We start from the raw sequence: 12568 nt of genomic DNA, 5'->3' as shown, positions 1-12568 counted from the left end.
GGACCATTCATGCGCACAACGCGCAGTATCAAAAGGGAGCATCCATGAAAAAGGTAACCTTGAGCGGCCTGGCCGCCGCAGTGGCATTGGTGGGCGCGAGCCAGTTCGCACAAGCTGCCGATGGCGAGATCAGCTTCGAAGGCACCATTATCAACAGCACTTGCGCCATCGAAATCGGCAATGGCACCGGTGGTGCCAAGGGCGTGGTCAAGCTGGGTGACCAGGTGCCGGTGAGCAGCCTGGCCAAGGCCGGCGACGTGGCCGGCGGTGGCGCGTTCACCCTGCAGGTGGACGCCAGCGACCCGGGCTGTGACATCACCGGCAAGGCCGCCACCGTGACCTTCCTGCCGATCAGCGGTTCCGCCGGCGCTTCGGGCCAGTGGCTGGCCCTGGAGCCGGTTGCCGGTGCGGCCAGCAACGTGGCGGTGCAGCTGCGTGACTACTCGGGTACTGAACTGGCGGTTTCCGAACCGTCCGCCCAGTACGCCAACCTCAGTGAGCCGATGCGCTTCACCGCCAACTACATCGCCACCGGTGCCGCCACTGCCGGCCCGGCCAACGCCAAGGCGCAGTTCACCGTGAACATCCAGTAAACCTGGCAGTGCCTGCGCCTTCGCCCGAGGGCGCAGTTCGCCTCCAACCGAAAAGGGGTCTGTGATGTTTCGCACTTATCCACAGCGGCTGCTGGCCGCAGCGTTGCTGCTGGCGCTGCTGTCCGCCAATGCACAGGCGGGTGTCACCCTGAGCGGCACCCGCATCATCTTCGATGCCAGCAAGCGCGATGCCTCGATCACTGCCGGCAATGGCACCGACAAGCCCTATGCGGTGCAGGCCTGGATCAACACCGAAGCCGACGACCACGCCGTCAGCGCGCCGTTCATCGCCACGCCGCCGCTGTTCCGGCTGGATGCAATGAAGGAGCAGTTGGTTCGCATCGTGCCCACCGCGCATGACCTGCCCAGTGATCGCGAGTCGGTGTTCTACTTCAACGCCCAGGAAATCCCGGCGGCCGGCAGTGACGACGGCAATACCCTGAAGATCGCCCTGCGCACCCGCATCAAGCTGTTCTACCGGCCCAAAGGCCTGCAAGGCAGCCTGCTGGAAGCCTTGCCGCGGTTGGAATGGGCCATCCGCCAGGAGGCCGGTCACGCGCAGTTGCAGGTGCACAACCCGACGCCGTTCCACGTCTCGTTCATCCATATCAAGGTCGCCGATGGCGCGCGCCACAGTGAGATCGACAAGCCGGTGATGGTCGCACCGTTCTCCACCCGTCAGTACGCCATCGCCCCGCGCCTGGGCTGGACGCCCAACAGCGTCGAGTTTTCGGTGATCAACGACTACGGCGGCTACACCACACCCGAACGGGTCAGCCTCAGCGCTGCACGTTGATTCTTGCCCGCACTCTGATCGAGTAACCGTAATGCCCAAGTATTCCTGCCACCGGCTTCGTGCCGGCGGCCCAGCCCTGCTCGCCTGCCTGGTTAGCGTCAGCATGCCTTGTACACAGGCGGCGACGTTCGACAGCAGCTTCATGCAGCCCTTCGGCGGCGGCTCGGCGGGCCCCAACCTGGACCTGGAGGCCATTGCCCACAACGCCCAGGTAGCCCCGGGGCTGCACCGGGTGAGCATCCGCCTCAACCAGAGCTTCTATGACCGCCGCGAGCTGCGTTTCGACGATGCAGGCAAGGGTGAGGTGCGTGCCTGCCTGAGCCCGGCGATGCTCGACGGGATGGGCGTGAAACTGGCCGCCTTCATCGACCAGGCCGCACTCGACACGCTCGACTGCGTCGACCTGCAGGGGGTAATCGAGGGGGCGCTGGTCACCTTCGACCCCGCCTACCTGGCGCTGGACATCAGCGTGCCACAGGTGGCCCTGCGCCGTGATGCGGCGGGCTATGTCGCGCCAGAGGAGTGGGACGCGGGGATCAACGCCGGTTTGCTCAACTACCAGTTCACCGGCACCCAGGGGCACAGCGCCGGGCAGGGCAATCACAACCAGTTCAGCCTGTATCTCAATGGCGGCTTCAATCTCGCCGGCTGGCGCCTGCGCTCCAGCGGCAACTACAACCAGGATCAGCAGGGGCGCCGGCAGTGGCAGCGCTCGACCAGCTACGCCCAGACCGACCTGCCCGGCAGCTTCGGCACGTTCACCCTGGGCGAAAGTTTCACCGCCGGGGATGTGTTCGACAGCCTGCCGTTTCGCGGGGTGCAGCTGGCCAGCGACATTGGCATGCTCCCCGACTCGATGCAGGGCTACGCCCCGGTGATCCGTGGCGTAGCCGAAACCCGCGCGCGGGTCGAGGTGCGCCACAACGGTTACTCGCTGTACTCCACCTTCGTGCCGCCCGGGCCGTTCGAGATCAACGACCTCAATGCTTCCAGCGGCAGCGGCGACCTGGAGGTGATCATCACCGAGGCCGATGGCCGCGAGCGGCGCTTCACCCAGCCTTATGCGACCCTGGGCAACCTGCTGCGCGAGAACACCTGGCGCTATGGCCTGACTTTCGGTGAATACAACGCCGCCGATGAAAACGGCAACCGCCCGGGGCTGGCACAGGCCACGCTCGCCTATGGCCTGCCCTATGACTACACCCTGTCCGGCGGGTTGCTGGGCAACGATTTCTACCGCGCCACGCAGGTGGGCCTGGGCAAGAACCTGGGCAGCCTGGGCGCCGTTTCGCTGGACCTGACCCAAGCCCGCACCGAGGGCCGCGATGGGCGCACCGACCAGGGCCGCAGCTACGGCATCCGCTACGGCAAGGCCTTCGCCACCGGCACTTCGGTGCGCTTCGCCGGCTACCGCTACTCCACCGAGGGTTACCGCGACTTCAGCGAAGCGGTGTGGCAGCACCAGGGCGATGACTTCAACCGCATGACCAAGCGCAGCCGGGTGCAGGCCAGCATCAACCAGAACTTCGGCAACACCTCGCTCTACCTGAACCTCAGCCAGCAGGACTACTGGAACACTTCGCGCCGCGAGCGCCAGCTGCAGCTGGGCGTAAACACCGTGTACCGCGGCGTCAGCTATGGGGTGTACGCCAGCAAGAGCCTGGTGGACTCGTTCGGCCAGTCGAGTTTCATCAGCTTCAACGTCTCCATCCCGCTGGGCGGTGGCAGCAGCACCAGCCTGGCGCTGAGCCGTAACAACGACGGCAGCTTCGACCAGCGCGCCGGTTACCGGGGGCGCGCCGGCAACCTCAACTACGCCGTCGATGCCAGCCATGCCGAGCGCTCCGGTGGCAGTGGTTCGGCGTCGCTCAACTACCTGGCACCGTTCGCCCAGTTGGGGGCCGGGGTGAGTGCCGGCGAGCACTATCAGCAGGTCAATCTCAGTGCGTCGGGTTCGTTGCTGGCCCACGGCGGCGGCGTCGCCCTTGGCCACACCCTTGGCGAAACCGTGGGGCTGGTGCACGTGGCCGACACCCCGAACGTCGGTTTGGCCAACGCGCCAGGCACCCGGACCAACAGCAGTGGCTACGCGCTGATCCCGTACCTCACGCCCTACCGCAAGAACCGCGTGAGCCTGGACACCAGCGGGCTGGACCACCACACCGAGATCGACAACGGCGTGACCAACGTGGTGCCGCGCCGGGGGGCGGTGGTCAAGGCCGCGTTCGCCGCCCAGCAGGTGGAAAAGGTGTTGCTCAACCTGCGCCTGGAGGATGGCGGGCTGCCGCCGTTCGGGGCGCAGGTGGTGGATGGCGAGCAGCGCACGGTCGGGGTGGTCGGGCCGGGGGGGCAGGTGTTGCTGGCGCTGGAAGTGCAAGCAGGGGCAGTGACGGTGCGTTGGGGGCGGGCAGCATTCCAGAAGTGCCAGGTATTGCTGACTGCGGCGGGCGATAAGCCGGCGCAGGGCTACAGGCAGATGAACAGCATTTGTCGGGTGGGCGACGTGGTGTCCGGTCATTGAGTTCATCACACGCAGATGGCTGGGTACGCAGATGAAACGCAACAAGCAAAGGTGAACGATGAAACTGTCTTGCAAATGCACGTTCAGGGTGGCCGCAGCGGTTGCCCTGTGGTTCCCGCTGCAGGTGTTGGCCTGCGATTTTCCCGCCGGTTTCTTCTCCCGGGTATCGATCAACCCAGGTGATTTGTTTGTTGGGCGAGATGCGCCGCTGGGCGCGGTCATTCGGCCATCCCTGCCGAATTACGAGTGGCAGAGTATTCACTCGGAGTTGATCTGGTGTGCTGGAATCAATCGCTTCGAAGTGACGTCGCCAATGCCCCTGATCTACGGATCGGGGTTGGTCGCGCCGGGTGAGGTGATTCTGCAGACTCGAGTTCCCGGGATCGGCGTAGTCATGTCGGCATCCCACGGTTATCCCGTGCCGGCCAGTGGATGGAACTACACGCCCGGTCACGGACGTTTTGGGTGGGGAGTACCACACACGCTGGCCATGACCCCTTCTTCCGACAGCATCACGCTGGGCTTTCGAACGTTGAGATGGGATTACCGCATCATCAAGTTCGGTCCGGTCGACGTTGGCGTCGGGCCTCAATCCCTGGGCGGCCATACCTTGGTTGAAATTGCACATGAGAGGGCTGGCAAAGTGATGGAGATCGTCTTTTCCGGCGGTTCGATCAACACCGCTATGTGCGGTTTGCCTGGAGCACCCGGTACTCAGGTCAGCGTTCCCCTGGGCAGTTGGAGGGCGGACGAGTTCAAGGGGGAGGGCAGTGTTGTCGACACCCAGGCCTTCATCGTGCCGGTGCGTACTTGCCAGGCCGGTACCGAGCCGGGCAACGAAAATTTCGCCCATTTACGCCTGGACCCACGCAATGGCTCCAGTGTGCTGGATGCTCAGCGCGGCATACTGGGGCTCAACAGTGACTCCGATGCACGCGGGGTCGGCGTCCAGGTGCTCAAGGCCGACCTCACACCCATGGCGTTGACCGAAGAAGTGCAGATGGTGCGCATGAGCAATGGCGACATGAACATCGCCATGGCGGCGCGCTATATCCAGGTGGGCAAGGACCGCCCGACCGGCGGCGTGGCCAACGCCTCGGTGGGTTTCACCCTGACCTACAAATGAGAAGCGATTGAGCTGGATCAATGGTTGATCGCAAATTGCCACTAATCTCGGACGCCCTGCCGCTGTTCCCCATAACAACGAGTGCCTCCGATGAAGTGCAATTTGCCCGTTACCGGTCGCGAAGTGGATTACCCCGGCGACGCCAACATCCTGTCCACCACCGACCTGGACAGCCGCATCACTTACGCCAATGACGTGTTCATCAAGGTCAGCGGTTTCTCCCCCGAGGAACTGCTGGGCCAGCCGCACCATGTGGTGCGCCACCCGGACATGCCGCCCCAGGCCTTCGCCCAGATGTGGCAGGCGCTCAAGGCCGGGCGCTCGTGGATGGGGCTGGTGAAGAACCGTTGCAAGAACGGCGATCACTACTGGGTCAGCGCGTTCGTCTCGCCGATCAGCAGTGGCGGGCAGGCGCTGGAGTACCAGTCGGTGCGCACCAAACCGGGCAGGGCGCAGGTCGAGGCGGCCGAGCGTTGCTACGCACGGTTGCGTGAAGGCACGCGCAGCTGGCGCGGGCGCGTACCGGTGGTTGGCCTGGGCGGGCGGCTGGCGCTTTCGCTTGGCGCGATCCTGGCCCTGGTGATTGGTTTGGCACAGTGGTGGCAGGGCGCACCGTTGCTGCTGTCGCTGATGGAAGTGCTGGTGGCGGCGGGCCTGAGCAGCCTGGCGGTCTGGTTGTTGCTGCGCCCCTATGAGCGCTTGCGCCGCCAGGCCTTGGCGATTGCCGACAACCCACTGAGCCAACAGTTATACACAGGCCGGCGCGATGGCCTGGGCCAGATCGAGTTCGCCATGCGCATGCTCAAGGCGCAACTGGGCGCGGTGGTCGGGCGCATCGGCGACACCTCGTCACGCCTGGCCGGGCACTCCGGCTCGCTGGTCGAGGCGCTGCACAGCAGCCATGCCAACAGCCTGGAGCAACAGAGCGAAGCCGACCAGGTGGCCACGGCCATCCACCAGATGAGCGCCAGCGTGGCCCAGGTGGCCACCAGCGCGCAGATGGCTTCGATGGCTGCCGACCAGGCCGAAGACGAGACCCAGGCCGGGCACCAGCTGGTCGATCGCAACCGCTGCGCGATCCAGGACCTGGCGGGCTCACTGGTCGAGGCCAGCCAAGTGATCCAGCAGCTGGAAAACCACAGCAGCGAGATTTCCGGGGTGCTCGATGTGATCCGTGGCATCGCCGAGCAGACCAACCTGCTGGCGCTCAACGCCGCCATCGAGGCGGCGCGGGCGGGGGACCAGGGGCGGGGGTTCGCGGTGGTCGCCGATGAGGTGCGCGGCCTGGCCAAGCGCACCGCCCAGTCCACCCACGATATCCAGCACATGATCACCGCCCTGCAGGACGGCGCCCGCGCCGCGGTGCAAGTGATGCGCGAGAGCAGCGCCCACGCCGGGCAGAGTGTCGAGCAGGCGCAGCTGGCCAGCGATGCGCTGGACAGCATCAGCGTGCGGGTCAACCAGATCAACGAGATGAGCCTGCAGATCGCCGCGGCGGTGGAGCAACAGAGCCAGGTCAGCGAGAACATCAACCGCAACATCATCAGCATCCGCCAGGCCAGCGAGGCGACGGTCAGCGTTGGCCAGCGCAGCCATGGCAGCGCCAGCGACGTGGCGGACCTGGCGCAGGACCTGCGGCGGCTGGCGGATGAGTTCTGGCGGCGGTGTCAGTAAGCGACTGATTCCTGGGTTGCCTGACCTGGCCCAATCGCCGGCAAGCCGGCTCCCACAGGTACAGCGCCAGCCTCAGGCCCTGCACTGTACCTGTGGGCGCCGGCTTGCCGGCGATTGGGCCGGAATAGGCGTCATCAGAAGCCGATATAGGCGAAGTAGACGGGAGTATCTGAAATGGTCTGCAGGCGATGATCCTGCAAGGTTGCTGCAATCACTGTATCAGGTACATGCACCTGCCACTCGGCACCATTGTCCGCCGGCACCGTTTGCAGCACCGCCGCGAACGCCCCCATCTCCGGCAACCAGGCGGTAAAGCCGTTGCCCTTGAGCGCACTGGTGGTGATCCCCAACGCCTGGCAGATCGCGACCTTGGCGGCGATATCGTCACGGTCGGCCTGGCGCGACGCTTCGATCAGCGCCTTGAGTTCGTTGTCCATCAGCTGGCCGCCGTGGATCAGTTCCGGCCCCTGTTCCCAGGCCTCGGGCGGGCAGTCCTTGCCTTCCGGGCGCAGGGGCAGGTGCGGGTTGATCTCGGCCGGGTAGATGCGGCACACCAGCGGGCGGCGGTCATAGATGGTGCACAGGTCATCGGCGTCGAGGTTGCGGCAGCGCCCGGGGTTGAACGCGGCGAAGGTCACCGATACGCGCAGCTCGCCGTCACCGCAGCGCACCGGGTGCGAGCGGCGCAGTACGTGCTCGCGCTGCTCGGCCGGCATGCCCGGGCCGTCGCTCACGAAACCTTCGATCAGCACCACCACCTGGCCGCCGGACACCGCCCACTGCTGGGCTTCGCTGAGGGTCAGCGGCACATGGTGGCCGGTGCAGCACTTGCCGCAACCGGTGCAGGCAAAACGAATGCTGTCGCCCATCACTTGGCTGCTTGCCATTCGGTGACGAAGGCCTGCTGGCGCTGGCGGTCGTACAGGCACAGCTCGGTGCCGGTGCGGTTGTTCATGTGCTTTTGCGGGTAGACGCCTTCTATCAGCAGGGCGCTGTAGCCGACCCGGTCGTCGAACTCGGCGGGTTTGCCCAGGGCGTGGGCCTGCTTGAACTGGCTGGCGGCCAGGCAGGCCTTGAGCATCTGCTGGCGCTGGTCGTGCCACGCCTGGTTGCTCGAGGCGTGGGCTGCGCCGCTGAACAGGGCGCAGGTGAACAGGAGGGTGCTGAGGTATTTCATCGGCGATACCAGCCATGAACGAGCGAAGGGCGCGAATTATGCCCGAACCTCTACCTGCATCAAGCACGGAAAATCCTGACTTGATATGTCAATGCTCGGCGAACACCACCGCCCGCGCCGCGACCACCAGGCAGTCGGTCAGCTCTGGCGACGAGAACTTGGTGAGGATTGCGTTGGCGCCGGCCGTCTTGGCCTTTTCGCCGCTCATGGTGCTGTCCAGCGAGGTGTGCAGAAGGATGTACAGGTGCTGGAAGTCCGGGGTGTCGCGCAGGGTCCGGGTGAAGGCGAAGCCGTCCATCTCGGACATCTCGATGTCGGAGACGATGATGTTGATCTCCCGCTCGGTGCCTTGCAGCTCCAGCAGCACGTTCATCGCATCCTTGGCGCTGCGCGCGGTGTGGCATTCGATGCCGAGGTTGCGCAGGGTGTGCACCGACTGCTGCAGCGCCACCTGGCTGTCGTCGACCACCAGGATGTTGGCGGCGGCCAACAGGCTTGCGTCTTCTTCGCTGAGCTCGCCCGGTTGCGGCTCGTGGCGCGGCGGGGCGATGCCGTGGATGACCTTTTCGATGTCCAGCACCTGCACCAGGGTGTTGTCGACCCGGGTCACGCCGGTGATGAACGAGCGGTTGCCCGAACCGAATGGCGGCGGTTTGATGTCGGTGCTCAGGCAATGGACGATGCGGCTCACCGCCTGCACGTGCAGGCCCTGGCGCGAGCGGCTGATCTCGGTGACGATCAGGCAGCCGCCGTCGGGGTCTTCCAGCGGGCGTTCGCCGATGGCGCGGGACAGGTCGATGACCGACAGCGAGTTGCCGCGCAGGGTGGCCACGCCTTTGACGTGGGGGTGGGCCTCCGGCAGCTTGGTCAGCGGCGGGCAGGTGATGATCTCGCTGACCTTGAGCAGGTTGATTGCCATCAGCTTGCCGCTGCGCAGGGTGAACAGCAGCAGGGACAACGAGTCCGCGCGGGCTTTTTGCGTGGCCATGGGCAACCTTTGGTTCGGATGGGGAGAATGCCGGGTTATCGGCTTTTTGACGTCAGGCTTTAGCGTAGTTTGCTATTCAGGGTCACATCACTTTGGTTTGCGCGCACGCTGTAGGAGCGGCCTTGCGCCGCGAATGGGCTGCGCAGCAGCCCCCGGCAATTCAGGTGACAAGGCAAACACCTGGGGCTGCTTTGCAGCCCATTCGCGGCACAAGGCCGCTCCTACAGAGGGCACTCAACCTTATTGGCGCAACCCCAAACGTTTGGCCAGCCGGCTCAGGTTCGCCCGATCCAGTCCCAGTTCCCGCGCCGCGGCCGCCCCGTTGTCGCCATGGCGCTTCAGGCACTCCTCGATGATCTGCCGCTGGTAGTCATCCACCGCCTCACGCAATCCGCCCTCGGGCAGCGGTGCGTCGGCCTGAACCACAGGCGTGGGCAGGTGAGCCTCTGGCCGTGCCGCCCGCAAGTCCAGGTCCGCCGCCTCCAGGGTAAGAATCTTCGGCCGTTGCCCATGCTGCCCCAGCGCCTTGAGCGCCGAGCGCCCGATCAGGTGTTCCAGCTCACGCACGTTGCCCGGCCAGTCGTAGGCCAGCAGCGCCGCCTGGGCCTCGGCGGACAGGCGCAGGCTGCCCAGGCCCAGGCGCGAACGGTTCTGTTCGAGGAAGTAGCCGGCCAGCATCAGCACGTCACGGCCGCGCTCGCGCAGCGGGGGTACTTGCAGCGGGTAGACGCTTAGGCGGTGATAGAAATCGGCGCGGTAGTTGCCATTGCGCACCTCTTCGGCGAGGTCGCGGTTGGTGGCGGCGATCAGGCGCACGTCCACCTGGTGATCGCGGTCCGAGCCCAGCCGTTGCAACTGGCCGCTCTGCAGCACCCGCAGCAGCTTGGCCTGCACCGCCAAGGGCAGTTCGCCGACCTCATCGAGAAACAGCGTGCCGCCGTTGGCCAGTTCGAACTTGCCGCGCCGCTCGCCGTGGGCGCCGGTGAAGGCACCGCGCACGTGGCCGAACAGCTCGCTTTCCACCAGGGTGTCGGGGAGGGCGGCGCAGTTGAGGCTGATCAGGGGTTTGTCGGCGCGCTTGCTGGCGCGATGCAGGGCCTGGGCCACCAGCTCCTTGCCGACCCCGGTTTCGCCAGTGATCAGCACAGTCAGGTCGCTGCCGCCGACCAGGCGGATCTCTTCCACCAGGCGCTTGTGTGCCTTGCTCTGGCCGATCAGCTCCTTGTCCTGGCCGCTGGCCTGGCGGTACACCTCGGCGCGCTGGTGTTCATCCTCGGCGCGCAGGGCCAGGTGCTCGATGCGCTCGGCCACGGTGACGGTGGCGGCGGCCAGGCTGGCGAAGGCCTGCAGGGCCTCCAGCTCCAGGCTCTGGAACTGGCCGGGGGTGAGGGCATCGAGGGTCAGCAGGCCCCAGGGCTGTTCGTCGACCATCAACGGGCAGCCCATGCAGTCGTGCACTTCCAGGTCGACGTGCTCGGCATTGACCAGGCCGTCGTAGGGGTCGGGGAGGGGGCTGTCGCTGGCGAAGCGGGTGGGTTCGGGGCGGCTGAGCAGGATCTGGAAGCGCGGGTGCTCGCTGACCCGAAAGCGCCGGCCGAGGGTGTCGGGCGACAAGCCGTCCACCGCCAGCGGCACCAGCCATTCGCCATCCAGGCGCAGCAGTGCCGCGGCATCGCACGGCAACAGGCCGCGCATGGCCTGCAGCAGGCGGCGGTAGCGTTCCTGGTCGGGCAGGTCGCAGGACAGGTCGCTGACCAGGGGCAGCAGGGCGGTGAGCAGGGGCTTTGCAGTCATATGGACTCCATTTGGTCGAAATGACTATACGCTTGGGTGTGTCTTTTTGACACTTATATGTTCAAGAGCCTGATTTTATTGAGTTTTAAAGTTGGCACGATTGCTGATAAGTCAAAGGCAACCATTCGAAGCCAAAGGCTCAGGAGTTGTTGCAATGCTCAATGCCGAACAACGTGCAATCATCAAGGCCACTGTTCCCCTGCTGGAAAGCGGCGGCGAAGCGCTGACCACCCACTTCTACAAGATGATGCTCAGCGAGTTCCCCGAGGTGCGCCCGCTGTTCAACCAGGCCCACCAGGCCAGCGGCGACCAGCCGCGCGCCCTGGCCAATGGCGTGCTGATGTACGCCCGCCACATCGACAAGCTTGAACAGCTTGGTGGGCTGGTCGGCCAGATCATCAACAAGCATGTGGCCCTGCAGATCCTCCCCGAGCATTATCCGATCGTTGGCAGCTGCCTGCTGCGCGCCATCGAGGAAGTGTTGGGCAAGGAGATCGCCACCCCGGAAGTGATCGCCGCCTGGGGCGCCGCCTACGGCCAGCTGGCCGACATCCTGATCGGCGCCGAAGAGAGCCTCTATAAACAGAAAGAAGAAGCCACTGGCGGTTGGCGTGGTGCCCGCGAGTTCCGCCTGGTGCGCCGCGAGCAGGAAAGCAGCGAGATCGTCTCGTTCTACTTCGCCCCGGTCGACGGCAAGCCGGTGCTCAAGGCCGAGCCGGGCCAGTACATTGGCCTGCAGCTGTTCATTGAAGGCCAGGAGCAGCGCCGCAACTATTCGCTGTCGGCCCTGTGCGATGGCGAGCAGTACCGCATCAGCGTCAAGCGCGAAGCGGGCGGCAAGGTGTCCAACTACCTGCATGACGGGCTGATGGTGGGTGACACCCTGCAGCTGTTCCCGCCGTCCGGCGACTTCACCCTGGCGGCCAGCGACAAGCCGCTGGTGCTGATCAGCGGCGGCGTGGGCATCACTCCGACCCTGGCCATGCTCGAGGCTGCGCTGAAAACCCAGCGTCCGGTGCATTTCATCCACTGCGCACGCAATGGTGCGGTGCATGCCTTTGCCGAGTGGATCGACGGCCTGGCCGCGCGCCACCCGCAGCTCAAGCGCTTTTATTGCTACGCCGAAGACGACGGTAGCCAGGCGGCCGATGCCGTGGGCCTGCTGAGCCAGGAGCTGCTGGCCGAGTGGCTGCCGCGCGAGCGTGATGTGGATGCCTACTTCCTGGGGCCGAAGGGCTTCATGGCGGCGATCAAGCGCCAGCTCAAGGCGATTGGTGTGCCGGAAGGGCAGAGCCGCTATGAGTTCTTCGGGCCGGCGGCGGCTTTGGAGTAACAGGGTTAGTTGAAGATCGCCGGGGGCGCTTTGCGCCCCTTTCGCGGCACGAGGCCGCTCCTACAGAGGATCGTGTCCCTTTGTGGGAGCGGCCTCGCCGGGGCGCCGGATCGGCCGGAAAGGGCTGCAAAGCAGCCCCAGCGATCCCATGACCTGACTCGCCATCCCAATCGCTGCGGTTCGGCGTTCTGCCCGGCCGGCCCTGCACGCCATGCTCCCGCCCGTGGGTAATCGAGAACGAAACGGACGTCTGCATTCCGCGTGCAAGGCCGGACGGGCCGAGCGCCGAACCGCAGCGATTGGGCCCAGCCCCTTCTTCTATATAAGGAAGCGATGAACGCGGTTACACCCGCCTTCATCTTTAATCCTCCTTTAATCACTGTATCCTTCACTCCCGAGTGTCGAGGGGCTTGCTCCTGTCCGGCGCTCGGGCTGCCGTGTTTTTTACGCGCAGCGGTGAACCGAAACCGACCCGCTCGGTCCTAGGTCATCAAGGGATAGCCGCGCTCACCGTTCCTCGACGCAGTCACAGGTCCACTCCAGCGTGTAGACTTGGCGCCCCTCGG

The 12568-nt window shown here is 65.4% G+C and carries 10 protein-coding genes and 1 pseudogene; 7 read left to right on the top strand and 4 right to left on the bottom strand.

From position 1 onward, the window contains the following. Nucleotides 1-44 precede the first annotated feature (44 nt). From L6D77_RS01945 to L6D77_RS01925, 6 genes and pseudogenes are all read left to right on the top strand, one after another. Complete coding sequence (locus tag L6D77_RS01945; protein WP_232882068.1) at nt 45-593, top strand: fimbrial protein; 549 nt, start codon at nt 45-47, stop codon at nt 591-593. A 64-nt stretch (nt 594-657) separates the two neighbouring features. Continuing rightward, entirely contained in the window at nt 658-1389 is a 732-nt protein-coding gene (locus L6D77_RS01940; protein ID WP_232882069.1) for a fimbrial biogenesis chaperone, read from the top strand. A gap of 103 nt (nt 1390-1492) precedes the next feature. Continuing rightward, nucleotides 1493-3910, top strand: a complete 2418-nt coding sequence (locus L6D77_RS01935; protein WP_232882070.1) for a fimbria/pilus outer membrane usher protein — start codon at nt 1493-1495, stop codon at nt 3908-3910. A 58-nt stretch (nt 3911-3968) separates the two neighbouring features. Then, nucleotides 3969-5036: a fimbrial protein gene (locus tag L6D77_RS01930; protein WP_232882071.1), complete on the top strand. Its 1068-nt coding sequence runs from the start codon at nt 3969-3971 to the stop codon at nt 5034-5036. 90 nt (nt 5037-5126) lie between these two features. Then, nucleotides 5127-5456, top strand: a pseudogene (locus L6D77_RS27410) (PAS domain-containing protein); the annotation flags it as partial. 210 nt (nt 5457-5666) lie between these two features. Next, nucleotides 5667-6710 carry a methyl-accepting chemotaxis protein gene (locus L6D77_RS01925; RefSeq protein WP_373870561.1) on the top strand — a complete coding sequence of 348 codons (1044 nt, stop codon included), beginning with the start codon at nt 5667-5669 and terminating at the stop codon, nt 6708-6710. Nucleotides 6711-6844: 134 nt separating this feature from the next. Here L6D77_RS01925 and L6D77_RS01920 read toward each other — a convergent pair whose 3' ends face one another. From L6D77_RS01920 to norR, 4 genes are all read right to left on the bottom strand, one after another. Further along, complete coding sequence (locus L6D77_RS01920; protein WP_232882073.1) at nt 6845-7579, bottom strand: YkgJ family cysteine cluster protein; 735 nt, start codon at nt 7577-7579, stop codon at nt 6845-6847. Continuing rightward, nucleotides 7579-7887 carry a hypothetical protein gene (locus L6D77_RS01915; RefSeq protein ID WP_232882074.1) on the bottom strand — a complete coding sequence of 103 codons (309 nt, stop codon included), beginning with the start codon at nt 7885-7887 and terminating at the stop codon, nt 7579-7581. Before L6D77_RS01915 ends, L6D77_RS01920 begins: the two co-directional genes overlap by 1 nt. An 88-nt stretch (nt 7888-7975) precedes the next feature. Continuing rightward, a complete protein-coding gene (locus L6D77_RS01910) occupies nt 7976-8875 on the bottom strand; it encodes a chemotaxis protein (protein WP_232882075.1) in 900 nt (299 codons plus the stop codon). Between the two features lie 240 nt (nt 8876-9115). Continuing rightward, nucleotides 9116-10669, bottom strand: coding sequence for a nitric oxide reductase transcriptional regulator NorR (norR, locus tag L6D77_RS01905; RefSeq protein WP_232882076.1), 1554 nt, complete (start codon nt 10667-10669; stop codon nt 9116-9118). 154 nt (nt 10670-10823) lie between these two features. On the opposite strand from norR, the gene hmpA reads away from it, so the two are divergent. Continuing rightward, entirely contained in the window at nt 10824-12002 is a 1179-nt protein-coding gene (gene hmpA, locus L6D77_RS01900) for an NO-inducible flavohemoprotein (RefSeq protein ID WP_232882077.1), read from the top strand. Nucleotides 12003-12568 lie beyond the last annotated feature (566 nt).

It is taken from the genome of Pseudomonas parasichuanensis (assembly GCF_021601385.1).
GTDB classification, from domain to species: domain Bacteria; phylum Pseudomonadota; class Gammaproteobacteria; order Pseudomonadales; family Pseudomonadaceae; genus Aquipseudomonas; species Aquipseudomonas parasichuanensis.
This window is presented reverse-complemented; position numbering and strand designations above follow the sequence as displayed.

Excerpts from the sequence above, each read along its gene's own strand:
- L6D77_RS01910 (WP_232882075.1), bottom strand. The coding sequence starts at position 8,875 with ATGGCCACGCAAAAAGCCCGCGCGGACTCGTTGTCCCTGCTGCTGTTC.
- L6D77_RS01940 (WP_232882069.1), top strand. The coding sequence starts at position 658 with ATGTTTCGCACTTATCCACAGCGGCTGCTGGCCGCAGCGTTGCTGCTG.
- hmpA (WP_232882077.1), top strand. The coding sequence starts at position 10,824 with ATGCTCAATGCCGAACAACGTGCAATCATCAAGGCCACTGTTCCCCTG.
- norR (WP_232882076.1), bottom strand. The coding sequence starts at position 10,669 with ATGACTGCAAAGCCCCTGCTCACCGCCCTGCTGCCCCTGGTCAGCGAC.
- L6D77_RS01935 (WP_232882070.1), top strand. The coding sequence starts at position 1,493 with ATGCCTTGTACACAGGCGGCGACGTTCGACAGCAGCTTCATGCAGCCC.
- L6D77_RS01945 (WP_232882068.1), top strand. The coding sequence starts at position 45 with ATGAAAAAGGTAACCTTGAGCGGCCTGGCCGCCGCAGTGGCATTGGTG.
- L6D77_RS01915 (WP_232882074.1), bottom strand. The coding sequence starts at position 7,887 with ATGAAATACCTCAGCACCCTCCTGTTCACCTGCGCCCTGTTCAGCGGC.
- L6D77_RS01930 (WP_232882071.1), top strand. The coding sequence starts at position 3,969 with ATGAAACTGTCTTGCAAATGCACGTTCAGGGTGGCCGCAGCGGTTGCC.
- L6D77_RS01925 (WP_373870561.1), top strand. The coding sequence starts at position 5,667 with ATGGAAGTGCTGGTGGCGGCGGGCCTGAGCAGCCTGGCGGTCTGGTTG.
- L6D77_RS01920 (WP_232882073.1), bottom strand. The coding sequence starts at position 7,579 with ATGGGCGACAGCATTCGTTTTGCCTGCACCGGTTGCGGCAAGTGCTGC.